Source organism: Fimbriimonadia bacterium, from assembly GCA_039961735.1.
GTDB lineage: Bacteria > Armatimonadota > Fimbriimonadia > Fimbriimonadales > JABRVX01 > JABRVX01.
The window spans coordinates 57,391-84,165 of sequence record JABRVX010000005.1 but is presented as its reverse complement, the minus strand read 5'-3'; the positions used below and the strand labels follow the sequence as shown (position 1 = coordinate 84,165).

23 protein-coding genes are annotated in these 26,775 nt (G+C 62.7%); 17 read left to right on the top strand and 6 right to left on the bottom strand.

The window, feature by feature from the left end:
- The first annotated feature begins 144 nt into the window (after positions 1-144).
- Together HRF45_02400 and HRF45_02395 are read left to right on the top strand one after the other, a co-directional pair.
- A complete protein-coding gene (locus HRF45_02400) occupies positions 145-2,352 on the top strand; it encodes a hypothetical protein (protein MEP0765381.1) in 2,208 nt (735 codons plus the stop codon).
- Between the two features lie 19 nt (positions 2,353-2,371).
- Complete coding sequence (locus HRF45_02395) at positions 2,372-3,373, top strand: hypothetical protein (GenBank protein ID MEP0765380.1); 1,002 nt, start codon at positions 2,372-2,374, stop codon at positions 3,371-3,373.
- 32 nt (positions 3,374-3,405) lie between these two features.
- Here HRF45_02395 and HRF45_02390 read toward each other — a convergent pair whose 3' ends face one another.
- The 6 genes from HRF45_02390 to HRF45_02365 form a co-directional block, all read right to left on the bottom strand.
- Positions 3,406-3,813 (bottom strand): cytidine deaminase, encoded by a 408-nt coding sequence (locus HRF45_02390; GenBank protein ID MEP0765379.1) that lies wholly within the window; start codon positions 3,811-3,813, stop codon positions 3,406-3,408.
- 166 nt (positions 3,814-3,979) lie between these two features.
- Positions 3,980-6,322, bottom strand: a complete 2,343-nt coding sequence (locus HRF45_02385; GenBank protein MEP0765378.1) for an endonuclease MutS2 — start codon at positions 6,320-6,322, stop codon at positions 3,980-3,982.
- A gap of 32 nt (positions 6,323-6,354) precedes the next feature.
- Positions 6,355-7,554, bottom strand: coding sequence for a bifunctional phosphopantothenoylcysteine decarboxylase/phosphopantothenate--cysteine ligase CoaBC (gene coaBC, locus HRF45_02380; GenBank protein ID MEP0765377.1), 1,200 nt, complete (start codon positions 7,552-7,554; stop codon positions 6,355-6,357).
- On the bottom strand, positions 7,544-8,113 hold the full coding sequence (gene gmk / locus HRF45_02375) for a guanylate kinase (GenBank protein ID MEP0765376.1): 570 nt from the start codon (positions 8,111-8,113) through the stop codon (positions 7,544-7,546). Before gmk ends, coaBC begins: the two co-directional genes overlap by 11 nt.
- Positions 8,110-9,069: a YvcK family protein gene (locus HRF45_02370; GenBank protein MEP0765375.1), complete on the bottom strand. Its 960-nt coding sequence runs from the start codon at positions 9,067-9,069 to the stop codon at positions 8,110-8,112. The genes gmk and HRF45_02370 overlap by 4 nt, the downstream gene beginning before the upstream one ends.
- 327 nt (positions 9,070-9,396) lie before the next feature.
- Complete coding sequence (locus HRF45_02365) at positions 9,397-9,765, bottom strand: phage holin family protein (protein MEP0765374.1); 369 nt, start codon at positions 9,763-9,765, stop codon at positions 9,397-9,399.
- A gap of 94 nt (positions 9,766-9,859) precedes the next feature.
- On the opposite strand from HRF45_02365, the gene mutS reads away from it, so the two are divergent.
- The 15 genes from mutS to mazG all read left to right on the top strand — a co-directional run bounded on the left by mutS (position 9,860) and on the right by mazG (position 26,755).
- A complete protein-coding gene (gene mutS, locus HRF45_02360) occupies positions 9,860-12,439 on the top strand; it encodes a DNA mismatch repair protein MutS (GenBank protein ID MEP0765373.1) in 2,580 nt (859 codons plus the stop codon).
- A 51-nt stretch (positions 12,440-12,490) separates the two neighbouring features.
- Positions 12,491-14,893, top strand: coding sequence for a primosomal protein N' (gene priA / locus HRF45_02355; protein MEP0765372.1), 2,403 nt, complete (start codon positions 12,491-12,493; stop codon positions 14,891-14,893).
- Positions 14,868-15,485 (top strand): peptide deformylase, encoded by a 618-nt coding sequence (gene def / locus HRF45_02350; protein ID MEP0765371.1) that lies wholly within the window; start codon positions 14,868-14,870, stop codon positions 15,483-15,485. The genes priA and def overlap by 26 nt, the downstream gene beginning before the upstream one ends.
- Positions 15,482-16,411 (top strand): methionyl-tRNA formyltransferase, encoded by a 930-nt coding sequence (locus HRF45_02345; protein MEP0765370.1) that lies wholly within the window; start codon positions 15,482-15,484, stop codon positions 16,409-16,411. Before def ends, HRF45_02345 begins: the two co-directional genes overlap by 4 nt.
- A gap of 201 nt (positions 16,412-16,612) precedes the next feature.
- The gene (locus HRF45_02340) at positions 16,613-17,827 is read left to right on the top strand and encodes a PD40 domain-containing protein (GenBank protein ID MEP0765369.1); all 1,215 of its coding nucleotides are present in this window, start codon (positions 16,613-16,615) and stop codon (positions 17,825-17,827) included.
- 12 nt (positions 17,828-17,839) lie between these two features.
- Positions 17,840-18,718, top strand: coding sequence for an NAD(P)-dependent oxidoreductase (locus tag HRF45_02335; protein MEP0765368.1), 879 nt, complete (start codon positions 17,840-17,842; stop codon positions 18,716-18,718).
- Positions 18,715-20,235, top strand: coding sequence for an ABC transporter ATP-binding protein (locus HRF45_02330; GenBank protein MEP0765367.1), 1,521 nt, complete (start codon positions 18,715-18,717; stop codon positions 20,233-20,235). Before HRF45_02335 ends, HRF45_02330 begins: the two co-directional genes overlap by 4 nt.
- Positions 20,232-21,236, top strand: a complete 1,005-nt coding sequence (locus tag HRF45_02325; protein ID MEP0765366.1) for an ABC transporter permease — start codon at positions 20,232-20,234, stop codon at positions 21,234-21,236. Before HRF45_02330 ends, HRF45_02325 begins: the two co-directional genes overlap by 4 nt.
- Positions 21,236-22,096 carry an ABC transporter permease gene (locus HRF45_02320; GenBank protein MEP0765365.1) on the top strand — a complete coding sequence of 287 codons (861 nt, stop codon included), beginning with the start codon at positions 21,236-21,238 and terminating at the stop codon, positions 22,094-22,096. The genes HRF45_02325 and HRF45_02320 overlap by 1 nt, the downstream gene beginning before the upstream one ends.
- Positions 22,097-22,515: 419 nt before the next feature.
- Complete coding sequence (locus HRF45_02315) at positions 22,516-22,716, top strand: hypothetical protein (GenBank protein ID MEP0765364.1); 201 nt, start codon at positions 22,516-22,518, stop codon at positions 22,714-22,716.
- Between the two features lie 22 nt (positions 22,717-22,738).
- Complete coding sequence (locus HRF45_02310) at positions 22,739-23,515, top strand: FliA/WhiG family RNA polymerase sigma factor (GenBank protein ID MEP0765363.1); 777 nt, start codon at positions 22,739-22,741, stop codon at positions 23,513-23,515.
- 33 nt (positions 23,516-23,548) lie between these two features.
- Positions 23,549-23,785 (top strand): hypothetical protein, encoded by a 237-nt coding sequence (locus HRF45_02305; protein ID MEP0765362.1) that lies wholly within the window; start codon positions 23,549-23,551, stop codon positions 23,783-23,785.
- Positions 23,786-23,791: 6 nt separating this feature from the next.
- On the top strand, positions 23,792-24,208 hold the full coding sequence (locus HRF45_02300; protein ID MEP0765361.1) for a hypothetical protein: 417 nt from the start codon (positions 23,792-23,794) through the stop codon (positions 24,206-24,208).
- Positions 24,205-25,266: a SurA N-terminal domain-containing protein gene (locus tag HRF45_02295; protein MEP0765360.1), complete on the top strand. Its 1,062-nt coding sequence runs from the start codon at positions 24,205-24,207 to the stop codon at positions 25,264-25,266. The genes HRF45_02300 and HRF45_02295 overlap by 4 nt, the downstream gene beginning before the upstream one ends.
- A gap of 25 nt (positions 25,267-25,291) precedes the next feature.
- Entirely contained in the window at positions 25,292-26,755 is a 1,464-nt protein-coding gene (gene mazG, locus HRF45_02290; GenBank protein MEP0765359.1) for a nucleoside triphosphate pyrophosphohydrolase, read from the top strand.
- Positions 26,756-26,775: the final 20 nt, after the last annotated feature.

Here is a 26,775-nt window from a genome sequence, read left to right as displayed (position 1 = left end):
CAAGGCTTGACAAGGGCCGGGGGTTTTGCTATCTTGGTAGCGTGCCCACTATCAGCCGAAGGGCACAAAGGGGGTTAGCATGGCTGAGCTTTCGGGGGGGGTACGGCCCTCGTAGGGCTCCTGCTTCCCTCTAGCCTCTGGGGAGTGACCGCCGTCTCCGGCACCGTCAGCCTGGAGTTCTGGACGGCCTCGGCGGAAAACATCCCCGTGACCGTGGAGATCCGGCAGGGAAACCTCACGGTCCAGACCACAACAGTGAACCTCGCCTCGAACGGCGGATACACCGTCCCGCTGCTGCAACCCCTGGACTACGGAACCTACGACGTGACCATCAAGGCGAGCCACTGGCTCAGGGTGCTGGGGCAAGGCATCACGGTCCCCGGCGGCACGTTCGACGCAGAACTGAAGAACGGCGACGCCACCAACGACAACGTGGTGGACGTGCAGGACCTGAACTACGTGTTGGTCCGCTTCGCCACCACCGACCCCACCGCCGACCTGGACGGCAGCGGGCTGGTGGACCTTCCCGACATCAGCATCGTGCTCTTGAACTTCACGATGCAGGGCGTTCCTCCGGCGAACAACGGAGCGGCCGCGCCTTCTCTAGATGGGCTCTCGGGCAACGGGCGGAACCTGTTGTTCCTCGACTTGGGGCAGGGCGGTAACCCCTACGCTCCGTATCGCGTCTATAGGAAGGCGGGCGGGGGCAACTACTCGTTCGTCGGAGAGACCCCGATGCGGCTGTTCTTGGACACCTCGGCGACGAACGGCACGGCGTACACCTACAAGGCGTGCGTGCTGAACGCGAGCGGCGGGGAGGCGGCCTTCTCGCCGGAGGTGGTCCTCACCCCGACAGCCGATAACCCGACCTGCACCGCTACGGTCACGTCGGAGGGTGGCACTTCCGCGGCCTACGGCGCGGCATGGGCCAACCTGAGCGCCTGGTCCGACGGGGTCGAGGCGATGGCCTTGTGCTTGGACGGGGAGTACGTGGACTACTCAGGGAACGCGCAGCCCTCTCTCTCCTACGATTCGGAATGCGGGCGCAACGGGCTCCGTGCCGCAGTGGTAGTCGTGTGGGATGACGAGGAGCGCTACGGCTTTTCGAACATCACCCCCATGACCTTCGTGAACGAGTTCTCGCTCAAGTCGCTGACAACCTACGAGCTCAACCCCTGGAGCTACCCTCCGGAGACAACGGCTTTCGCGTGTCGTCTCAAGTCCCCGGAGGACTACCGCGTGGAACTGGTGGACATGGACGCACTCAATGTGGTCAGGACATGGGAGTCCACAGCCCCCGCCGTAGTGGTTGCCTGCGAGTGGGATGGAACGAACGCCATCGGGGATCCTGTAGACGACTCGACCTATGCGTTCATCGTCACCCTTAGGAACAAGGTGCCACCCGTCCCCCCGAGCGCACCAGAGAGCCTGGAGGCGTGCAGTGTAACTGAGCCCAGGGCGGTCATCGTCAACACTTTTCTCCACGAGGGCGTGGGCGGCGACCCTGCGCTGCGGGGATACGAGTTCGTTCGACACATCCGCCAGGCGTGCAACAGGGCAGGCATCTCTGTGAAGGTGTTCAACCCTGGCAATGCGTACTGGGAGGACTACGGCCCGGACAATCGGTACCAAGGAGTCGCCTCCCTGTTGGAGTCAGACCGACTCCGCATGTTCTTCTTCCTTGGACACGGCACGCACAACGTGACGCTGCAGAGCCCGAATGACCTCACATCGTTCAAGATCCGGAAGCGCCCACCGCCACCCGGCACGGAAAGGCCCGTCGCTCCGGCATGGGGTTGGATGGCAGTTCGCAAGCCAGATCTCCAGCAGCTCACCATCGAGGCTGGCAAACTACGACTGGTGTGGATCCACACCTGCGGCTCCGGGCGTTACAAAGGCAGAGTCGCCGTTGACTACCTCAAGGACCCCGACGCGTGGCGCAACGTGATTCCCCACGAGATGAACGATCTCGCGGAGGGCTTCGGGATTCAGCGACCCGAGTACAGACTCGATCCCTCATTCTACATGGGCTTCTATGGGTACGCCTATGCTCGAGACTCGCATCCTACCTACCTGAATATGGTCCAGGCGTTCTTCGAGCGATTCTCCTTACCGGACGGATACGGCGGAACGCTCTACACCATCGGAGAGGTTTTGTCGTGGCTGAACGTGCAGAGCGAACACGACGTCAGGTCGGAGTTTCCTGGACGGCCTCCTACCATAGTCTGGGACGATCCGAGGCTGTGGCTCAAGAACAGCCCACCTTACTACAACATCCGCGTGTTCAGCGACACGGACCGAGGCACGGGGCCGTACTACGGTGACTTCAAGATGCAGCATCTGCGGCAGTAGGCGTGGGAGGTAGTGTGACATGAGTGTTAGACGACTGCTCAGCGGCGTTGCCGTCCTAAGCCTAACCGTCACGTGCGGGCCTTTCGGGTGCGGCACGACCTCGGGAGGGGATATGCAGCGTGCCGAGCAGAAGGAAGGCCCCTTGGCTCCAAAGGATCTGGCACCGAAGAGCCAAGATGATATCGAGTGGTTCCTGATCGGTCAGTACCTCTTCCGAGGCGACTACGACCCCGAGCTGACCAAGTGGGTGTTCACTGCATTTCACGCGCCCATGCCGTACCTCCGATTCGAACCCGGCACCGCTGACCTCGCTCCATACACGACCACACCGTTCGCTGTCGGGGTGCGCGACGGCCGCGTAGTCCTCGCGTGCTGGGATAGACTGATGCGGCACACGATCGGACGGGAGGTGTTCTCTCGTGCTAGGCGGCACATCCCAATGGGACTCACCGATGCCGAGCAAGAGGGTGCGTTGGGACTGACGCCTTCGGAAGACATGCGGCTGCGCCCCGGCTCCTGGCGGCTCATCGCCATCGGCGTGAAGTCCAGGCGTCCATCCGAGAGCTGGGACGCATGGAGCGGCCCCGTTCCTGCTGACTGGCGCAGCCGCATCGCTACCGCTCTGTCGTCCGCCAGGCGTATCTACTTCTCGCTGGATCCGTACTCCTCATTGGAGGGCCGCACTATGGCGCCTACCGGCTACGCTGCGGCAGGGCGGCCCCCCTGGCGCATCGAGTTCGACTCGCCTATGCCCATCGAGGTGATCCCCGTGGAACAGTGGGACCCGTACTACTACCTTGAAGGGCGCGAGGGAATGCACCGAGATCACCTTCGGGAGCCTCAGCCCAGAGCCGTGCCTGGCCGAACGCAGGCACTCAGCGTGAAGCTCGAGCGTCGCCACGTGGATCAAGCCGTCATCCTTCCGCAGCGAGCGTATCCAGACACGGCTCAGGTGTACGTACGGATATCCGACACGAAGCAGTGGCTCAACGCGGGCATCGTGCCGCTGAAGTATCCGTAGACGACGCGCGGGTGTGCTTGCCCTCCGCTGCGCTACCTCAGCTTCCTGAACGGTTCTGGGAGGAGCGAGTTGAGTGGGAAGGTGCGGGCGGTCGGGTTGGGCCCGTCCGAATACACTCGTAGCGGGATGTCGGGTGCGGCGGCGTGCTCCGAGATCACCTGCAGGCACGCGCCACAGGGCAGGGCGCCGTTCGAAGTCACCACCACCAGCTGGGCCACCTTCCGTCCCCCTGCAGCAACCATCGCGGCCACCGCGTTGCGCTCGGCGCACACCGTCAGCCCGGAGCTAGCGTTCTCCACGTTGCATCCCACGTGCACCCGGCCCTCCGTATCCAGCACCGCCGCGCCCACCGGGTAGCTCGAATAGGGGCAGTAGGCATGGTCGCGCGCCGCATTGGCAGCAGCTACCATCCGTTCGGTTATCTCGTCCTCAATCACCATCGACACCCCTCAATCAATATCATGCGGAGCAGATGCCTCTTCGGCCCCCGCTATGGAGGTCGCAGGCTACCCCTCACTACAAGGACCATCCTCTCTAGCTCGTGCTGTGGACGCATGGATGGGCTCTCTCATCTCGTGCTGCGCCCTTCAATCATTATCGGAGGCCTCACCGCTTCAATTCCGCGATGGTCACGCCGGCTCCGCCCTCGGAGGCCGCGCCAAGCCGATAGCCCGCAACTCCCGGATAGTTACCCAGGAACTCGTGCACCAGCTTCCGCAGGGTCCCCGCGCCCTTGCCGTGCACGATTCGCACCCTGTCTAGCCCTGCCAGTACCGCATCGTCCATGTACCTTTCCAGTTCCTCCAGCGCGTCCTCCGCCCGCATCTGGCGAATGTGCAGCTCGGGCGAGATGTCCACGGCCCGGCGGAGCGCCATCCGGCCCGTGCCCGTCGGGCGGACGGCCTTCTTCGGTTCCTCCAGCACCTCGAGATCCTCCAGACCAACCGTCAGCTTCAGCGCACCGACCTGCACCTGCACACGCCCGTCTGCAAGGTCGGACACCACGCGTCCAGTCTGGCCATAGGACCGCACGCGCACCGTGTCGCCCTTCGCGGCTGCACGACCGACGGTTGGCAACGTCGGAGTCTCCTCCATCTCTTCTACGAACTCGCGCGCCACGGCATCTAGAGCTTTCAGGTCTTCCCGCGCCTTCTCGGTCTCGCGGCTCGGGCTGGGAGCAGCCCGCAGTTTCTCGAACAACTGCTCGGCCTCGGCGCGCAGCTCCTTGCGGATGGCCTCCATCTGCTCGGCCACGCTCTCCCGAGCCTTGCGCCTCGCCTCGTCAGCCTCGCGTATTCGTTCCTGCAGGGTGCGTCGCTCCGCCTGCAGCTCTTTCGAGAGCCTCTCCGCGTCCGCCCGCGCCGAGTCGGCCTGCTTCTGCGCGAGGTCCAGCTTCTCCAGCATCTTCATCACTTCTTGCTGCTCCACCGACAGCCCGGCTCTGGCCTCCTCCAGGATCTCGGATGGGATGCCGTAGCGCTGCGCGATGGTGAGGGCGTGGCTGGCTCCCGGAATGCCGATGCGCAGGCGGTAGGTCGGCCGCAAGGACTCCACATCGAACTCCATCGACGCATTCTGCATGCCATCCGTGTTATAGGCAAAGGCCTTGAGCTCGCCGTAGTGAGTGCTGCACAGCGTCAGAGCGCCGACTCGAAGTAGGTGGTTCAGGATGGACTTGGCGAGCGCCGCGCCCTCGGTCGGGTCGGTGCCCGCGCCGATCTCGTCCAACAGCACGAGCGCGCCCGGCTGAACTGCATCCAACATCCTCTGTATGTTCCTAAGGTGCGCGCTGAAGGTAGAGAGCGATTGCTGAAGGCTCTGCTCGTCTCCGATGTCCGCCCAAACCTGTGGGAAGACGCTCAGCACTGCGTCGGCGGCCGGCACGTGGAGCCCACACTGCGTCATCGCCACTGCCAGCCCCGCCAGCTTCAGCACCACCGTCTTACCGCCCGTGTTGGGTCCCGTAATCAGCAGGCACCGATAGCCCTGCCCTACGTCCAGGTCGGTGGCTACCACTTCGTCGGGCGGGAGGAGAGGGTGTCGGGCCTGCCTCAGGCTGAGTCTGGGCGTATCGCTAATCCGAGGCGGAACGCAGCGAAAGTCCAGCGACAGCCGCGCCTTCGCGAGAATGAGGTCCAACTCTTTGCACGCTGCCAGTGAGCCCAGGATGTCCTCCGCTCGCGTTCCTACCAACCCCGAAAGCTCGCGCAGAATCCGCTCGGTCTCGTGACGCTCCTGCGCCTCCACCTCGCGAAGCTCGTTGCCGATGGCCACCACCTCTTCCGGCTCCACGAACACCGTCATGCCCGTCGCGCTGGTGTCGTGAACGATGCCACGCACCGCGCCCTTGTGGTCGGAGCGGACCGGCAGGCACCACCGCCCCGATCGCTGTGTGACCACCGAGTCGGACAGAGAGTCTCGATAGCGATTGCATAGTGCCTGCATCCGCTCGGTCACCCTTCCGGCCAGCACCGCTTTCTTTGACCGAAGCCGTGCCAACTCGGTGCTCGCCGAATCCTTCACCTGTCCATCCGGCAGCACCGTTTCCGAGATACGCCGCTCCAGGTCGGGCTGCGGGACGATGCGGCTTGCCACGTCGGCAAGCGTCGGCGCGGCTGCGCTCTTGCCCATGAAGTAGGCATGGGCCTTGCGCGCGGTCAGAAGTGTCTCGTAGACGCGGAACAGCACGTTGCCCGGCACGTGCATGCCCCGTCGGGCACCATCCACCGCAGCCCCGACGTCCCGAAAGCCGGAGAAGGAGACCACCACGTCGGTCTCCAGCAGCCGACGCGCTTCCGATGTCTCGTCCTGAAGCCGCTGCACCGTAGAAGGCTCAGTGCGTGGCTCGAGCGCTCGTGCAGCCGAGGCTGCTGCCTCGGTCTCGCAGCGGTCGGCGAGCAGCTCCAGCACCTGGGCAAACTCGATGGCCTCGAGGGCATGGGGGTCCACAGTGGGATTGTACCAACAGGCCCCAGAGCGACCTAGCGGCCCAGCATCGGGATCACGGCGTCGAGCACGCGTTCGGCCACCTCGCGCTTGGAGAGCAGCGGCAGCTCCTCGGTCCGCCCGTCCTTGAACAACAGCGTCACGCGGTTGGTGTCGGTATCGAAGCCCGAGTGCATATCGGTGATGTCGTTGGCCACGATAATATCCAGGCCTTTGGCGGTCAGTTTGTGCCTCGCGTTCTTCACCAAGTCGTCACTCTCCGCGGCAAAGCCGACCAACACCTGCCGGTCCTTCACCGCGGCCAGCCCCGCGATGATGTCCTCGTTCGGTTCCAGCGACAGGCTGATAGCAGCATCGCCCCGTTTGATCTTGCGCCCGGACACCTTCTTCGGTCGGAAGTCGGCCACAGCGGCCGCACCGACAAACAGGTCGCAGTGTTGAAAGGCTTCACGTGCCGCCCGCGCCATCTCCGCTGCGGTCTCTACATGTTGCGTGTCCGCGCCCGCTGGATCGGGCAGTGAAGTGGGGCCGCTGATGAGTGTCACTTTCGCGCCACGGTCCAGCGCCGCCCGCGCCAGCGCATGACCCATCTTGCCGGAGGAGCGGTTCCCGATGAACCTCACTGGATCGATGGGCTCGCGAGTGGGACCGGAGGTAATGACGACGTGTAGACCAGCCATGGACATACCCGTGCCCAGTGCCGCCAGCGCTTCTTCCACGATGGCTTCTACCGATGCCAGCTTGCCTTCACCCACTTCACCGCAAGCGACCGTCCCGCTCTCCGGCATCACGAAGTGCGTGCCACGCTCCTGCAAAATGCTAACGTTCGCTTGCACCGCAGGGTGGTCCCACATGCTCGGGTTCATCGCTGGTGCTACCACAGTGGGACCGTGATAGGCGAGATACATAGCACCTACCAAGTCGTCTGCAAGTCCCAGTGCCATCTTTGCCAATGTGTGAGCACTGGCAGGGGCGCAGAGAAACAGACTGGCCTGCCGCGCCAAGTCAATGTGTGCCATGCCGCCCGGTCTCGGCTCTTCGAACATATCGTGCACGGCGGGTCGTCCGGTCAGCCACGTGAACAGTTCGGGTGTGACGAAGTGCTGCGCGGCACGCGTTAGCACGCACTGAACACCGAAGCCGGAACGCATCAGCTCCCGCGCGACGTCTGCAGCGCGGTACGCAGAGATGCTACCAGTTACGCATAGCAGTACCACGCCTCGCTCACTCTCCACGGCTGGACCTCGCTTCCGTTACGATGGCATCCACCTCGGCCACAGCGCGCTGGAGGTCGTCGTTCACTACCACGTGTTCGTAGTTGGACGATGCCTGCATTTCACGCCTTGCGTTCTCGAGGCGCAATCGAATAGCCTCCTCGCTGTCCGCGGCGCGCTCGCGGATCCTTCGCTCTAACTCCTCCCAGGAGGGTGGGGCGAGGAAGATCGTGAGTGCCTCGGGTCGTGCTGCTTTGACGGTGGCTCCGCCTTGCACGTCAATTTTAAGTACTGCAATCAGACGGCTCTCCACCAACTCGTCGGTTTCACTAGCAGGTGCGCCGTAAAAGTTGCCATGCACGCTCTTGAACTCCAATAACTCCCCCGAGGCAGCGCGCTTCTGAAACTCCAAGGGATCGAGGAAAGTGTAGTCCACACCATCGCGCTCGCCAGGTCGCGGTTGTCGCGTGGTACAAGTTACTACCCTGCGCACGTCCGGGTTGCGCTTCTGCCACTCGCCGATCACGGTGTCTTTGCCGACTCCCGAGGGCCCCGACAGTATCACGATAATCCCCTTCATCGCTTTGCACCTCCCACTCGAAGGATCGCCTCGGTCAGCCTCACCGGGTCGTGTCGAACCACGTCCGTTTCCGAGATAAAGTCTCCTACCACCGGCTTGAGTCCCATCGCACGGAGTCGGTCGGCATCCGGCACGACCAGCTCCTGGTTCGAAGCTCGGTACTTTTCGATGAGTGCCTCACCGGGAATCGCCTTGTTGACGATCACGTACTGAAACACATGCCGGCCGGTGTGTGCTTCGATGGCTCGAACGTGATCCGCAGCGGTGAAACCGTCCGACTCTCCTGGCTGCGTCATCACGTTGCACGCATATACCTTTACGGCCTTCGAAGCCGCGATCGCATCCGTCATCCCTCGAACCAACAGGTTCGGTATCACGCTCGTATATACGCTGCCTGGCCCGATTACGATGATATCGGCGTTCCTTATCGCATCCAATGCCTCTTCCAGCGGCGGTGGGTCGGCAGGCACGAGTGACACCTTCCGGATACGGAGGGGCGACTCCACGATCGCGGTCTCGCCGTCAATCAGCGACCCATCTTCCATCTCGGCACGCAGTGTCACGTGCGCGAGCGTAGAAGGCAGCACCATCCCCCGAATGTTCAGGACCTCGTACAGCTTCTTGACACCCTTCTCGAAATCTCCCTCGATGTCCGCCATCGCCGCGATCAGCAGATTGCCGATAGAGTGCCCTGCCATCCCCCCACCGCGCTGGTCGAATCGGTGTTGAAAGAGCGCAGTCATGGCCGGCTCGGCGTCTGCCAGAGCAACCAGGCAGTTGCGAATATCGCCGGGCGGGATCATCCCCATCTCACGGCGCAGCAGCCCGGAATGCCCGCCGTCGTCCGCCACGGTCACGATAGCCGTGATGTTGGAGGTGCGTTGCTTGAGACCGCGCAGTAGCGTCGAAAGACCTGTGCCTCCTCCGATTACGACTACACGCGGGCCAGAGAGCAGGCTGCGTTTGCGCATGTACGCGTCCATCACGCGGCCTTCCATCTTCGGATTGATGACTCGCGTGAGCCCGCGAAACGCTTGGCGGAACGAGTGGACGAGCAGCCCGACCCCTACCACGGCCAATAGCACCGCCACCACGCCGCGCACCGTGGGTAAGTCCTGCATCGAGGCAAAGCCGAGCAGTGCGCGGTCCGTTCCTTCCGTCAGCCGCAGAACGAAACCGCCCAGTGCCGCGCCGAAGCCCACCACGATTGCGACGAACAGGACGGCGAGGCCCAGGGCCGTCAACCCCCAGATGGTCAGAATTCGAGCTGACAAGGGACCGCGTTACTCCTTCCTATCGGGAAGCAAGAAGCCGAGCGCCGTGCTGAAAACAGACACGCACAGCGTGCCGAACAGCGCTCCCCAGAAGTTCACTACTTCGAGACCCAGCCCCAAATGCCCTACCCAATAGAATAGCGCAACGTTGATGACAAACGTGGATGCGCCGAGAGTGGCGCAGTGCAGCGGCATGGTTATCAGCTTGAGCAGCGGCAGCACCAAGGCGTTGATCAAGCCGATCAACACCGCCGCGAGCGGCAGCTTCCACACGGCTTGCTCAGTCAGGTTCAGACCCACCTTCAGTTGCTCGCCCAGCAGTCCGGTCAAGAGCAGAGCCACCGAGATCAGGGCCCATCGCCACACCAGGTTCGTCACGTCGCCTCCTGCCCCGTATTCTAGCCAAACCCCCTTCGAGGTGTCCACTCTCGTTTGACACTCCGTTCGGCTCCGGGTTATAGTCACCGCACCCATGATCGAGCGGCGCGCCCACACACCCATGATGCGTCAGTACTTCGAGGCCAAGAAGCAGGTGCCCGAGGCACTGCTCGCCATGCGCGTGGGCGACTTCTACGAGTTCTATGGCGAGGACGCCGAGGTGGCTGCGCGCGAACTGGAGATCGTACTCACCGCAAAGGCCGACGGCCCGAACGGCAAACTGCCGATGGCCGGAGTGCCCTATCACGCGGTAGAGCGCTACGTGGCTCGGCTGTTGGCGAAAGGCATCAAGGTCGCGCTGTGCGACCAAGTGGAAGACCCGAAGAAGGCGAAAGGACTGGTCAAGCGGCGGGTCACTCGGGTGATCACGCCGGGCACCGTGCTGGAAGACTCGATGCTGGACGCCTCGTCCGACAACTACCTGGCGGCTGCAATCCCTGCGGAAGACCTATTCGGCCTCAGCTACGTGGACGTGACGACTGCCCGCTTCTTGGCGACCGAGGTAGGCGGAAAGCAGTCTTTGGAACGCACACTGGCCGAACTTGCCCGCCTAAGCCCGGCCGAGCTGCTCTTGCCCCAGGGATGCGACGACCTGGCCGAGGCGGCACGGAGTGCCTGCGGAGCCGCAATCACCACCCTAGACGCAACCCCGAGCCCGAACGCTGCACGCACCATGCTACAGGAGCAGTTCCAGGTCGAAACGCTTGCGGGCTTCGGGTTGGACCAGTACACGGCGGGCGTGCAAGCAGCAGCCAACGTACTCAACTACCTGAAGCGCAACGAGATTGCCGTCGCGGCTCATCTCCGCTCCATCGCCACCTACAGCGTGGACAGCTTCATGCGCTTGGACACGACGGCCCGGCGCCACCTCGAGCTAGTACGCAACCTATCCGACGGGGGACGACGGTTCACGCTCATCTCCGTCATCAACGCCACATCCACGGCGATGGGTGCCAGGCTGCTTCGCCGCACGGTTCTCGAGCCGCTGCTGGACCGCCAAGCGCTAGAGGCCCGCCACGACATCGTCGAGGCACTCGTCTCTCGTCACTTGTTGCGCGATGAGCTGATTGGTCTTCTTCGATCGGTTCAGGATATCGAACGCATCACCTCGCGTGCGGCAACCGGCCTCGCATCTCCACGAGACCTAGCGGCACTCCGCGACTCCTTGGCCGTGATTCCAGCCATCCGCGCCGCGCTCACGAAGGAACAACAACCAGTTCTCAGTGCTCTCGCCGAGCGCCTGGACCCACTGACTGGCATCCAGGACCTACTCACGCGCGCCATCGTGCCGGAACCGCCTGCCACGGTGCGCGAGGGCGGCGTGATATGTCAAGGTTTCAGCCAAGAACTAGATCTTATCCGGCAAAAACGAGTGGGTGCACGGGAATACATCGCATCGCTCGAAGCCAAGGAGCGCGAAGCCACCGGCATCGGCAGCCTAAAGGTCGGGTTCAACTCCGTCTTCGGCTACCACATCGAGGTGTCCAAGGCAAACCTCGCCAAGGTCCCCCCGCACTACATCCGCAAGCAGACCACGGCCTCGGGCGAGCGCTACATCACGGCGGAGCTGAAGGAATACGAGTCCGCAGTCCTGGCTGCCGACGAGAAGATTGCCGAGTTGGAGGCAGACCTGTTCGACAGCGTTCGATCCGACATCGCCGCCTCGGCGCCACGGCTACTGGAGACTGCTGGTGGGCTCGCCGAAGTGGACGTCCTCTTAAGTCACGCCGAGACCGCTGTGCGCTACCGTTACGTACGGCCAGAACTGCATGACGGCGATGCAATGGAGATCATCGAGGGACGCCATCCCGTGGTAGAGAGCCAGGACCCGGGGCGCCGATTCGTCCCGAACGACCTGCGCCTCAGCGACGACTTTTCACTCATGATTCTCACCGGACCAAACATGAGCGGCAAGTCCACCTACCTGCGTCAAACGGCTCTCATCGCGCTTCTCGCGCAGATCGGCAGCTTCGTCCCCGCGAAGTCCGCCCGGCTGCCCATCTTCGATCGCATCTTCACTCGCGTCGGTGCCCACGACGAGCTTGCGACGGGGCAAAGCACGTTCATGGTGGAGATGGCAGAGACGGCGAACATCCTGCACCATGCAACGCGCAAGAGCCTGGTCATCCTGGATGAAATTGGACGGGGCACTAGTACCTACGACGGCCTCGCCCTCGCTTGGGCGACTGCCGAGCGTCTTGCCGACGTGCGCGCCAAGACCCTGTTCGCAACCCACTATCATCAGCTCAACGATCTCGCCGAGAGCTACCCCAACGTGCGCAACTTCCGTGTGGCGGTCAAAGAGGAGAGCGACCGAGTGGTATTCCTGCATCGAGTGCTGGAGGGGGGAACGGACCGCAGCTATGGCCTGCAAGTGGCGCGCATGGCGGGGGTGCCGCCGGACGTGCTCGCCCGCGCAGCCGAGGTGCTGCGGGAGCTCGAAGACGCACACGGCCCGCGCCGTGCCCCGCAACCGACAACGGTACAACTAAAGCTGTTCGAAGCCGAAGAGCCCGACATCATCGCCGAATTACGCGACCTTCACACCGAGCAGATGACCCCCATCGAGGCACTCACCAAGCTGGACGAGTGGAAGCGCCGTTTCGGCGTGTAAGTGGCAAGAATCCCGCAAGGTCTCGAGCCCTCTCCGCCGAAACGACCCTTCGTGACCGAGCGCTACGATATCGCCGACGTAGTGGTGGACGTCCGGGTGAAGGAAGGCAAGCCAGCCTACTCCTACCGCGTCCCACCCAACCTCGACCGCGAAGCCACTCCAGGGACTCCGGTCGTGGTGAGTTTCCACGGACGGACTGCCCTCGGCTATGTGGTGGGGCGTCGTACGTGCTCGGTGTCCGAGTTGCCCATCCCGCTAGACGCGCTCAAGCCCCTGCTGGGTGTGGCTCGCGGCGCGCGACTTCCCAATGACCTGCTGGAGCTGATTCGGCACGCCGCCGAGGAGTACGTGGGCCCGCTCTGGCTGGCCGTCCAGACCGCCGTCCCGCGAGCCTCGCGCTCCCGCGTTCGCCCCTTTTGGCAGGTGGTCCCTGATGCGAAGAGACCTGACCTTGCAGCAGAGGACGAGGCCTTGCTCGGTCGTCTGGAGGAGCGCGGCGGCGAAGAGTTGGAGATCACCCTCTTTCGCACATTCGGAGATATGGCCCGTGACGGCCTGGAGCGCCTGAAACGCAAGGGCATCGTTCGCAAGGGATGGGAGCTGGTCGAGCCCCCGCGGCCTCGCACAACGGTCACCCACTATGCAGTCGCCCCTTCGGATGCTATCGAGAAGTTCGTCTCGACTTGTACCCGCAGGCCCGCCCAGGCGCTGGCCGCCACCGCGCTGTTACCTCACGCCAACGAGGTGCTGTCCGTTGCCGAGATGGCAAGCCTGGGTCTGCGAAAGGCAGTACTCGACAAGCTGGCCGTCGCAGGTGTATTAGTGCCTGCAGATCCCAAGGCGATCCTGGCGCGATTCGCGGTGTCCGACCGGCGGCTCGTCGGCGCACAGGCCCATGCGGTAACGGAGATCGTCGGCGCACTCGAAGAGGGGCGAGCCGAGCAGTTCTTGCTACATGGTGTCACGGCTAGTGGCAAGACGGAGGTGTACTTACGCGTCATCTCTGCGTGTCTACGCCTCGGCCGAACTGCGATCCTGTTAGTGCCGGAGATTGCCCTCACCGGGCAGGTGGTCCAGCGTGTGCGCGAGCGCTTCGGGGACGCTATCAGCGTGTTACATAGCGGCATGGAAGGCTCGCAACGGTTCAGTCAGTGGCAACGCATCGCACGGGGTGACACCCCCATCGTCGTAGGTCCTCGCTCGGCGGTGTTCGCGCCTCTGCCCGCGCTGGGACTGATCCTGATAGATGAAGAGCACGACTCGTCGTACAAGCAGTCGAATCTGCTTCGGTACGATGCACGGGGGCTGGCTAAGGTTCGTGCGCGCGAGACCGGTGCGGTCGTGGTGCAGGGCTCCGCCACCCCCTCGTTGGAGAGCACGTACGCTGCGAAGGCGGGGCGCATGAAGCTCATCTCGATGCCGGAGCGCGCCAGTGGCTCTGCACTCCCTCCTCTGGAAATCGTGGACCTGCGAGCCGAAGGCAAGATGAAAACTGCCTTCAGCACGTACCTGGCAGAGGCCGTCGAGCAGGCGCTCAGCCGCGGTGAGCAGGTGGTGCTCTTCCTCAATCGCCGAGCCTTCGCACCGTTTCTACTTTGTCGCGAGTGCGGCTACGTGCCGCGCTGCGAGCGGTGCTCGGTGTCACTCTCGTTCCACAAACGCGACGGGCTTCTGAAGTGTCACCACTGCGACGCTCGGGCCAAGCCCACCGACCGCTGTCCGCGCTGTAACTCCACACGATACATCCCGCACGGTCTGGGCACCCAACGAGTGGAGCAGGACGCGATGGACCTCTTCCCCACTGCGCGCGTGGGCCGCCTCGACCGGGATGTGAAAGCCCAAGAGGATGTATTGTCCAGCTTTCGTGAGCGAGACTTGGATATTCTGGTCGGCACTCAGATGGTGGCCAAGGGCCTCGACTTCCCCGGCGTTTCCTTGGTCGGCATCATGAATGCGGACACGGGCCTCAACATGCCGGACTTCCGAGCGTCCGAGCGCACCTTCCAACTTCTCGTTCAGGTTGCCGGGCGGGCGGGTCGTGCCGATGTGCCGGGACGGGTCATCGCACAGACCTTCGACCCCGACAGGCCCGTTATCCGCTTTGCTCAGGCCTACGACTACGAGGGGTTCGTGGACTACGAGATGAAGGAGCGCGAGGCTGCCGGCTACCCACCGTTTCGCAGGCTCGCCCAGGTCGTGGTTTCGAGCGAGGTTCGGGCGATAGCCCTTCACGACGCAGCTACCGTGGCTCGAGCAATGGCACCGATCCCGGGTGTCGAGGTGCTTGGCCCGGCCGAGGCAGTCCCCGAACAGGTGATGGGCGTGTACCGGCGGATTATCCTCGCCAAGTTTGCCCCGGATGCCCGACCCGGCCCCCTCCTACGAGATGCGCTGCGCGGCGGCAAGTTTCGCGCACGGTTGGCCGTAGATGTCGACCCGCAGACCCTCGCATGACCCTACATCGCTTCGGCCCGGTACAATCTTCTTCGTGAACAGTATCGTCGCAACAGAGGTGGTGATCCCGGAGCACGTCGCCGACTTCTATGCATCGGCCAATCCGGGCGTGGTGAAATACCCCGATCCGGTTCTGCGCGCCGTTGCCGAGCCAGTCAAGCGAATCTCGCCGGACGTACAGGATCTCATTCGGCGCATGATCACTATCCTCAAAAGGGCAAACGGCCTGGGTTTGGCAGCGCCGCAGGTCGGCGTGTCAGAAAGGGTTATCCTTGTTGCCCCCGTTGGAGAGGACATCCATGTGCTGATCAATCCCGAGGTCGTGTCGGAGAGCGGGGCGATCTTGGGCCAAGAAGGGTGCCTGAGCCTTCCCGGACTGTACGGGGACGTCGAGCGCGCTGCCGAAGCCGAAGTGCGTGCACTAAACCGCAAGGGCAAGCCAGTGCACCTGAAGCTGAGCGGCATGCCCGCACGCATCGCATTGCACGAAATCGATCATCTGAACGGCATTCTCTTTACGGACCGCGCAGTCGCCTCCAGCCTCCACTGGCACATTCCGGAAGACGACGAGGGCGAAGAGCCCGAGATATGAGGGTTCTGTACTTCGGCACCGCCCCGTTCGCGGTGCCCGCCCTGCGAGCCATCGCCAACTCGAACCACGACCTGATTGGCGTGGTTAGCCAACCGGACAGCCCCTCGGGTAGGGGTATGCGACTGCGTCCCAGCGCCGTCACCGAGACTGCGACTGAACTGGGAATCGAAGCGTTGCGGCCAGAGAGCTGTCGATCCGAAGAGTTTCTGCGACTGGTGACCGGGCTGCGTCCCGACGTGCTGGTAGTCGCCGCCTACGGACAGATCATGCCGGTGACGCTCCTGGAGGCCGCTCCGCTCGGAGGCATCAACATTCACGCTTCGCTGCTCCCGCGCTGGCGAGGCGCAGCCCCCATCCCGCGAGCCATCGAGCATGGTGATGCCGTGACCGGAATCACGATCATGCTGATGGACGCTGGAATGGACACGGGCGACATTCTGCTGCAGGAAGAGACCCCGATCGGTGAGGACGAGAACGCTGGACAGCTCACGGAACGTCTAGCCGTGATGGGTGCGCATCTGATTGTTCAGGCTCTCGATCTTCTCCCGGATGGACTCACTCGCACTCCGCAAGACTCGGCGCTTGCCACCAAGGCGCCCAAGGTGAAGAAAGAGGAGGGCCTCCTGGATTGGGCTTTGTCGGCCCGCACCCTGCACAACCGGGTCCGGGCGTTCACTCCACAGCCGGGAGCGCACACCACGTATCAGACCAGCAGTGTAAAGGTCTGCGCCACTAAGTTGATCGATTCCTTCGTGTCGGCCGAACCGGGGAGTGTTGTGGCAGTCGGACCCGACGGCATCGGGGTCGCTTGTGGGGACGGTGCACTGCTGCTAACCGAGATTCAGCCCGAGGCGAAGCGGCGGATGACCGCCCTCGACTTCTCCAATGGGTACGGCGTCCGCCCCGGCACTCGCTTCGGGACGTAGGGCGCTCATAACCTCCGTGCCCTGGCCCGCGTTGGCCGCGCTCCACCCACCGAACGAGCATTGCCAACCCTAGGGGGCACGACCCGGACGTGCCGCGCCAGTGCAGTCATCGCGTCATTCAACAGGCCCGGGCCGGAAGGAATGCGGGTATGGACAGGGAAGTGGGTGGAGCCGGGGCTAGCCCCGACGAAGGCTGCACGAATGAGAACTACCAAGACACTCCTTTGGCTCGTGGGGCTAATCGCTTTGCTGCTAGGCTTCTGGCTGCTCTCGACCTGGGGCAAGGGGCAAGCGCCTATCCTCCCCGCCAACACCTCGGGATGGCTGGCCTTCGTCTCGGATCGCGAAGGCCCGGCTCACATCTGGTTCCTCAAGCCCGACGGGACCGAAGTGCGGGCAGAGCCCGACTCCAGTTCAGAAGACCTCGAGCCAACCTGGCAGTTGCCCGACGGCAAGACGTTGTTCTTCGTCTCGAACCGCACAGATCGTATCTTCCAGATCTTCCACCTGAGCCCGAGGGATGGAACGGCGAACCAACTCACCGTGAGCCACTCGCGAAAAGCAGAGTTGTCATCCGATCCTACCGGTCAGCGCATCCTGCACACGGCGGGTGGGACGGTATCCGTGCTGTACCTGGGCGAGCGGCACGCGGCGCAGCTTATCCCGCCACCTACGATCAGTCCAGGAGAGCGAAAGGCTCTTATGGACGCATGGCAAGCCGAGTTCGGCGCATCGTCTTTTCGAAAGGTGACATGGGGGCGCAGTGCGGGCACGCTGGTGGGGGTGATAAGTGGAGACACCGGAGATGTACTCATCGTGCAGCAGTACGATCTGCGGGCGCGACAGCAGAAGCCTCCGGTGGTATGGCTCTACGCCAAACGCATAGATATTGCGTACCATCCGACGGAAGACAAATTCATCGTGGCATACGTGGGTGCCCAAGCCAAGGAGACGGAGGAGGCCGGACGCTCATGGGAAGCAGGGGAGACCGTCCAACCGGAACCCGAGGGCCCCACCGACGCGTTGCTCATCGTTAGCCTCGACAACGCCAAACTGACTCCCGTACCCGTTTTCGCGGAAATCGGCGCGAAATCGGTTCTCGTCTCGCCCTCTTGGTCTCCGGACGGTTCGCAAATCGCCGCGATCATGGCCAAGGTCGAGGGCGACGAAGTAGTACCAGAGGCCTTAGTATTGCTGCCTGCCCAGGAAGGTGGCGTCAGGTTACTGACAGAAGCCGATGTGGGGTTGTGTGGTGACCCGCAGTGGTCACCCGATGGAAGGAAGATCGCCTACACCAAAGGGCCGTCTGGGCAGCGGGACATCTGGCTGTACGAAAGCGATCGCGAGCCGAGAAAACTCGTCGGCAGCGCGGGAGATGATTTCTGGCCTCGATGGTCACCTAAGGTGGACCGGTGAAGGGGGAGTGAGTTGAAGACGATAGGGTTCATCGGACTTGGAGTGATGGGGCGGCCGATGGCCGCCCACGTGCTGAATGCCGGCTACGATCTGTGGGTGCACAATCGGAGCCAGCAAGCCGTCACCGAGTTGGTTGGCAAGGGGGCGAAGCAATCCGACCCGGTGGAGATGGCCGGCAGATGCGATGCCGTGCTCCTCTGCCTGCCGACGAGCGTTGAGACCGCCGAGGTCACCGAGCGACTATTGGCCTCTGCACAACCAGGGCTCATCGTGTGCGACCACTCCACCATTCAACCGCGTGTGGCTAAACGTCTTGCACAGCATGCCACCCGCTTCGACGCCACCTTTCTGGACGCACCGATCACGGGCGGAGAGAAGGGCGCGATCGAAGGGACGCTAAGCACCATGGTCGGGGGGGACCCAGAGGCGCTTGCCAGGGTCGAGCCCGTGCTGAAGGCGTTCTCCGCCAAGGTCACTCACGTCGGAGAGTCGGGTTCGGGCCAGATGACCAAACTGGCCAACCAAATCGTGTGCGCAGTGACCATAGCAGCCGTGGCCGAAGGCCTAAGTTTTGCGAAAGTTCACGGCCTAGATCTAGACAAAACCATCGACGTGTTGTCCGGAGGCGCCGCAGACTCGTGGACCTTACGCAACCTCGGATCGAAGATGGTGAGTCACGACTTCCGCCCTGGATTCTCCCTACGGCTCGCACTCAAGGACCTGAGGTACGCCATCGAATCCGCGGCCGATTGCGGAGCATTCGCTCCCGCCACCGCCCTAATCCAGCAGCTCTTCGGCTCGCTCGTCGCGCAGGGCCGAGGACAGGAGGGGATCACGGCCATCTACGATCTCTACTGCCGGCTAAGTACACCGGAGGCAGTCTCCGAGTGAGTCCCGCGGTCCGGATGTCGGGGGTCACCAAGCGATTCGGTCGGCTTGTGGCATGCGACCGAGTGGATCTCGAGGTGGCAAGGGGGGCGACACACGCCATTGTCGGCGAAAACGGTGCGGGCAAAACGACCTTGATGCGCGTCCTGTACGGGCTGTACCGACCCGATGCGGGAAACATCGAGATTGCGGGCAAGCCGGTGCGCTTCGGCAGCCCCAGCGAGGCCATTCGCGCCGGCATCGGCATGGTCAGTCAGCACTACAGCATCATCGGCGAGCTCACCTGCCTCGACAACCTGATGCTAGGCGCCGAACTCGCTCACCTCGGCGTCCTGAAGCGCTCGGAGGCCGTCGAGCGTGCACAGAGACTAGCTGCCCGCATGGGTTTTCAGTTCGACTGGTACGCTCCTGCTGAGACCCTCACTCCCGCAGGCTGCCAGAAGTTGGAGATTCTCAAGTTGCTATGGCGGGAGGTGGAGATCCTCATCCTCGACGAACCCACCGCAATGCTTTCGCCGCCGGACGCGCAAGCGCTCTTTTCCAGCCTCCGCGAGTTGGCTGATGACGGCAGGACCATCATTCTGGTCACCCACCGGCTGCGCGAAGTGGTAGACCACTGCGACCGCGTTACGGTGCTGCGAGCGGGCCGCAAAGTGGGTGAGTCGGATGTGGCCGACACCGACGTAGTCCGCCTGTCCACGTGGATCGTCGGTGAGGAGATGCGTCCTCGTCTCGACGTCGGGTCTTCCGTCCACGAAGCACCCGTGCTCCTGGATGTGCGCGACTTGCACGTTCTCGGCGATCGCCGCAACCGCGCCGTCGCGGGGTTGAGCCTGCAAGTCCGAGCGGGAGAAGTGGCAGGTATAGCGGGCGTGGACGGCAACGGTCAGGCCGAGCTGTCCGAGGCACTCATCGGAGTGAGGCCCACCCTGTCAGGAACCATTCGACTACTGGAGCGTGATGTAACACGCGAACCACCGGTGCGACGGCTTCGCCTCGGCTTGCGGTTCATTGCTGCGGACCGCCACAGGCATGGTCTCATCGAGACATGGGACCTTCTGAACAACGCGATTCTGGGCTTGCAGAGGTTGCCACCCCTGGCACGCGGTCCGCTACTGAGCGCGCGAGAGCAGATGGATGCCGCAAAGGAACAAGTGGAGCGATTCCATATCAAAGTGGACTCTCTGCGTGCGCCCGTCTCCGAGCTGTCGGGGGGCAACCAGCAGCGCCTGGTCGTAGCGCGCGCCCTGCATCTCGATGCGAAGCTGTTGCTCGCATTCCAGCCTTCACGAGGTCTGGACGTACGAGGTACCGCATCGGTATACGAGCAGATTCGCACCCAGTGTCTGGCAGGCATGGGCGCACTCGTTATCTCCTTCGACCTCGACGAACTGATCGAGAATTGTGAGCCTATCTATGTGATGCGCGATGGTCGGCTTGTGGCCGAGCTACGAGGAGAGCAGATCGATAGGGAACGGATCGGTCGCTTGATGGTAGGCGTAGAAGAGGGGGCCGCTTGAGGGGTTGGCGTCTCCTTGCGTTAGTCGTGGTCACACTCGGTGCGTTGGGAGCGCTGGTGAATATGGCCGGAGTCTCCCCGTGGGACGCGCTTGTTGCCGGGGTTCAAGGCTCTTTCGGCGATCCCGGCGGACTCTCGGGCACCTTCACTCGAATGACACCGCTGCTGTTCTCCGGGCTGGGAGTCGCCTTAGCGTTGCGTGCCGGCCTCTTCAACATCGGTGTAGAAGGACAGTTGCTCGTAGGTGCGCTTGCAGCGGCGGCGACCGGCATTTACCTCACCGGCCTACCGGCGCCTCTGCACGTCACACTGTCCGTTCTCTCGGGTGCACTGGCAGGAATGCTGTGGGCTGCACCCGCGGGCCTGATCAAAGTGTGGCGGGGCGGGCACGAGGTGATCACCACCATCATGCTCAACTACATCGCCCGTAGCTTCACGAAATACATAGCAGCCAACCCCATGCAGGATCCCTCGTCTGACATGGCCACGACGGTGTATGTTGCCGATGGCGCGCGCCTAGGGCTCGCATCAACCACTCCCGAGATCAGTTGGGGCCTGGTGTTAGGGATTGGCATCGCCGTGTTTCTATTCTGGTGGATGCGACGAACGGTGGCAGGGTACGAGTTGGGGGCCGTTGGTGCGAACGCCGATGCAGCTCGAGCAGCAGGGGTCAACGTCAAGAGGACCATAGTCTGGGCGATGGCCGCATCAGGCGCGTTGGCGGGAATCGCTGGTGCAATGCAGGTGTGTGCCTATGAGTTTCGGTTCTACGATGGCATCTCTCCTGGATACGGCTTCGACAGTCTGGCAGTAGCACTGATAGCACTTGCCAATCCTCTGATCGTGTGTTTATCGTCACTTCTCTTCGGCGCACTCGCTCAGGGTGCACAGTCTGCACAAGTCGTCACGGAGATACCGAAGGAGATCGCCGCCGTGGTACAAGGTGTGGTCATCTTGCTCGCTGCTGGTATCGGGTGGCAGCGTCTGCGGAGGTCCGACTGATGGACGCACTGATTCGTGCACTCATCGAGGCGACCCTCCGCGGAGCGACACCACTCACCTTCGCGGCGATGGGTGGATTGATTTGTGAACGTTCGGGTGTCATCAATATCGGCCTGGAAGGCCTAATGCTCTTTGGTGCGTTTTTCGCGGCGCTCGGAAGCGACCGGACTGGCTCCCCTATCCTGGGACTGCTGACCGGGGTACTAGCGGCCGTCGCCCTCTCGTCCCTCCACGCGCTGAACACCCAACGCCTGCGGATCGATCACGTAGTCAGCGGCGTCGCGGTCAACGCGATCGCCTTCGGAGGCACTGCGTTTCTAATCTTGCCCCTTTTTGGGCAGCATGGCAGCACGCCCGAAGTACCCGCCATGTCTCAGTGGGTTTTCATAGCGGTGGCGCTGGCGCTGCCCGTCGTCGCATGGCTGTGGCTATTCAGGACCCGAGGGGGCCTGCACGTACTAGCAGTTGGCAACGATCCTGACAAAGCGGCGGCGATGGGCCTCCACCCCGTCCGCATCCGAACCGGAGCCGTGCTGATGAGCGGGGTCTTGGCGGGGCTCGGCGGGGGCTTCCTCTCTCTTGCCTACGTCAACCAGTTCTCGGAGGCCGTAACGGCGGGGCGCGGGTTCATCGCCCTGGCTGCACTCGTGCTAGGACGCTGGCATCCGCTGGGTGCGTTCACGGCCGCTCTAGGCTTCGGGCTATTCGATGCGCTGCAGATGCGAATGCAGGGTGTTCCCATCCTCGGGATGACGGCGCCCTCCGAGTTCTGGTCCAGCCTGCCTTATGCCCTCACCATCGTCGCGCTGATCGTGTTTGCGAAGCGCGCCCGTCCGCCAGCGGCGCTAGGGAAAATTTAGCCAGACTAATCAATCCTGTTACACTACTGGTTGACATGGGTCCCGTTCCCGGTATAATGAACACCGATCGATTTGTTTGGGGCCCGAGATTATGGGGCCTTCGTTCCGCGCGGCGCCTCGGAAGAGCGACGAAGAGGGCGCGTCGAAGCGGGGAGTGCATCGGCTGGAAGCCGACCTACATGCCGAGCCCGCAGCAGGGCGGGTGACCTCGGATCCGTAATCTAGACTTACGGGGAGACATGGATGCAATCCGCACGACGGTGTCCTTTGGCGCAAGGAGAGGCTGCCATTGTTGCTCTCGAAAATCCTCCCACTCCTTGGCTCATTCCGTCCGCGCAGCTCCGCCACGAACCTGCTCGGTGGGGCTCCTGCGTCCGAACTTCCTGGCATCACGCTGAGCGCTTCCGCGGAGGCAGGCAGTGCCACTCCTAGTAGGTTCTCTTGCCGCTCTGGTCGCGCTCGTTGCCGCGACCCTCACACAGGTGCACTGGCAGTTCGCTTTGACGCGAGGAGGAATCGCGTTCGTTGTTGGGTGGGTACTCGGGACAATATGGCAGGCCGTCTTCGCTCAGATCAAGCCGCTGACGGAGTCTGTCGAGTCGAAGGGCAAAAACGAATGAGAGGGATGCACTGCTAATGGCGATTCAACCGCAACTGCTTCCGGAGTATTGGCGAAAGTACAAAACGGAAAACGATCTGGATGCCCGCCTACAACTCATTGATCACTACAAATACCTGGTCAAGATCACGGCGGGTCGGGTCGTAAGCAGCCCACCACCGGGTCTGGACCGCGAGGACCTGGTGGGAGCCGGCGTGCAAGGGCTCATCAAGGCTATCGATCAGTTCGACCGTAGCCGCGAGGTGAAGTTCGAGACCTATGCTATCGCGCTCATTCGCGGAGCGATTCTGGAGATGCTACGAGACGAGGATTGGGTGCCTCGCTCGATCCGCGAGCGACTGAAGTTGTTGGAGCGCACGCACATGCATCTCGAGGCGAAGCTGGGTCGCCCTCCTCGGGAAGTCGAGGTGGCGGAGGCCATGAACATGACCCTCGAGGACTATCATCAGCTCCTCATCCAACTAGGGCGTACCACCCTGGCATCCATAGACGACGTGTTGGCCAGCAACGAGGCGGAAGACCAGCTGCGGGTGTCCGACATTGTCGAAGACCGACACAGCAACCCGGAAGGGGAAATTCACGGCAAGGAAATTCGGCGTTTGCTCACCGACTGCATAGAGCGACTTCCGGAGAGAGAACACCTCGTGATAACCCTGTACTATTACGAGGGTCTGACATTCAAGGAAATCGGGAAGGTTTTGGGTGTGTCGGAGAGCCGCGTTTACCAACTCCACACGCAGGCAATGCTACGCCTGCGTGTCGGCCTGTCCGACAATGTAACGATGTTCGCGCATCAGTAACGCACACCGAAGGTCTAAGGGAGGCCGTGACCCATGGCTGTGGATGGCGGCGCCCCGCTCAGCCGCGTAACGCCCACATCCGGCTCCAACGCCGTGCGACCTGCGGACCGCCGAGAAGGTCGGCAGGATCGCGCGCATTCCGAAGAGGAAGAGCCGCGCGATGTGGTCGAGATTGCCGAAGGCGAGGACGACACGCCTCAGCCTGAAGCGGAGCCGGAATCGGAGGAGATGGTGGAAGGCGCGAAACCCAAACTGGACATTCGGGCCTGACTTGCCATGGGAGAGTGCCTGCTACTTGCTCAACTGCTCTTGCTCCTTGCCGGATGGTTCTCCTTCCAGCATTTCAGCCGCAGACTTCAGGAGCAGGCTCGCAGCGCGTCACTCGCCCCCGAAATCGAGAGGCTGGAGCGCGCCGCCGAACAGGTATTGAGTAAACTGACTGCCGAGTTCGAGCGGGTAAAACGCGAATTGGACGCTCGGCTAAGAACCACGGGGGCCGCGAGTGAGGCGCAGGCTGGAGAACGGCCTTGGCAAGACACGGCAGTCGCTCTCGTGGAGACTGGACTTAGTCCAACGGAGATTGCCGAGCGTGTTGGAAGACCGCTCAGCGAGGTCGAACTAATGATGAGAGCTGTGCGGAGTACCTCCGGCGTCCCGCTGGCTCACTCTGAGCGCCAACAGGAGGATACGTGAACGGGACTTACCGTGCTCTAGCACTCGTTGGAGTGGCCGCTTTGGGGGTAGTTGCCCTTGTCGGGTGTGAGAAAGAAGACGTTCTGGCTACTGTCAACGACGATGTCATCACGCGTGCGGAGTGGAGCCGTCGGTGCGAAGTGGCTATGGAGAACTACCTCAGCTTCGCCCAGGTTCGACAGCGCTTCGGAAGGCCGATCTTGCCGGTCGGTTACTTCTGTCTCGAGCAGATGATCGGCGAAAAAGTCGTGGCGCAGATGGCGAAGAAAGAGGGCGTATCTGCCACCGACGAGGAAGTCAACGACATGCTCGAGCGCCTGATCCGCCAGGAGCCCCAGTACCTCGATCAACAGAAGGCCGCGGGCCGCACCAGAGCAGCTGTGAAGGAAACAATCAAGCACGAAATCAACGAGTTCAAGCTGCGAACCAAAGGTGTCGAGGTCTCCATGAAGGAGGTCGAAGACTACATCCGGCTCCATCCGGAGGACTTCGAAGAACCGGCTCGCGTGCGTGGCAAGGTAATTGCAGTCACCTCCGAGGCAGCCAAGCAGGCCGTGGACAAAGAACTTGCCGGCGGTGTCAACTTTCAGATCGTGGCTACGAATATGTCGGAGGACCCGTCTCGTGAGCGTGGTGGCTCCTTTGGGCCAGTACCGATCCAGAGCCTATCGGTCGACATCCAGCCGATTATCGAGCAGACGCGTGTTTTCGGAACGACGCCGTGGATTCGACAGGGCAACGGCTGGCTCAAGTTTTACATAGACGAGAAAACCGAGAAGCGCTACAAGGCACCGAACGAGGACGTCAAGTGGAGTCTGCGGCGCAGACTGATGTTGGAGAAGGCCTCGGCGCTCAACGACTACGCGGCAATTCTCACAGATGCTGTCAACTCCGCCAAGGTCAAGATCAATGAGGGCTGGCTCGAAGGGCTTTGGAAGAGTGAAAAGACCCAACGGCTCGAGATGATCAAGCAGCGGGAGAAAAGGGAGAAGGAAGCCAAGGAGACAGGCACCCCGAAGCTTCCGGGGGGCAACTCGTCACCGCTCGGGGGTCAGTAGTTCGAGGGTGGCAGGCGACACCCATGTGAGTAGTAAAGCCAAAAGCGTCTCCCCGATGATTGCCGTGGTCGGCCTCGGTCCCGGTGGGGCCGAGGCCATTCCACCGAATTCACTCGATGCAATGCGCTCGGCATCGTCCGTTCTGCTTCGGACCGGCCGGCACCCCGGCGTCGAGACCCTGTCGTCTCGGGGAATCCGGTTCGGCACAGCCGACGACTTGTATGAATCCGCCGACGCATTCGAGGCCGTCTACTCGAACATCGCCTCTCGCGTAATTGACCTGGCACGCCGGACAGGACATGTAGCTTACGCGGTCCCTGGCCACCCACTCTTCGGGGAGCGGAGCGTCCGGCAGTTGCTGAACGCCGCTAGCGAGCAGGGCATCCGCGTCGAGATCGTCGGCGCAGCGGACTTCCTGTCTGCCACGCTCGAGGCGCTCCAGGAACCTTTCGACAACCACCTTCAGGCCCTCAATGCCTACGACCCCGAGGGAATCCGTCCCGACCCGCGAGCCCCGACAATCGTGTACCAAGTGGACTGCAGGGAGGCAGCTTCCTCGGTCAAGCTCGCTCTCATGCGGCACTATCCGGATGAACACGGAGTACGCATCGTCACATACGGGTATCCGGTCGTGGAGGTGCCTCTCTTCGAGTTGGACCATGCCGAGTTCACGCATCTCACGTCGGTGTTCGTCCCGCCGTTGGACTTACCCCGTTCGCCAGGCTTCTACGGCTTGGTGGAGATCGTGGCGGCGTTGCGCGGCCCTGGAGGATGCCCATGGGACCTGAAACAAACACACCAAAGCCTGAAGACGCATCTCGTCGAGGAGACCTACGAGGTACTGGCCGCGATCGACTCGGGGGACCCCGACAAGCTGTGTGAGGAGCTGGGCGACTTCCTCCTCCAGGCCCTCATGCACGCCCAGATTGATAACGAACAGGGCCTTTACGATATCGAGGACGTGATTCGCAACCAGAGCGACAAACTGCTGCGTCGCCATCCGCATGTCTTCGGCGGTCTCGACGTCGCCGGGGTCGAGGACGTTCTGCAGAACTGGGACCGCATCAAGTCCGAGGAAAAGGGTGGGGCGCCGAGATCGGCCTTGGAGGGGGTACCCGACGCGTTGCCTGCGCTCCTTCGCGCCTACGAGGTCTCGAAGCGAGCCGCCCGCTTGGGCTTCGATTGGCCCGATCTCAACTCCGTGTTGGACAAGGTGCAGGAAGAACTGGACGAGCTTCGCCGAGAGGCTGCCACGCCTAACTCAGACCGGCTCCTGCACGAGGTGGGTGATCTGTTGTTCGCCGTGGCCAACGCCGCGCGCAAGGCAGGGCTTGAGCCGGAAGATGCCCTCCGCAACATGCTGCGTCGCTTCACCCGACGATTCGGGTGGATGGAGGCGGAGTTGGGACGGCTCGGCAGAGACCCGCGCTCGCTGACCGCCGAGGAATGGGACCAACTTTGGTCCCGAGCCAAGGAGGCGACCGGGTAAGATCGATTGACCCTCTGCTC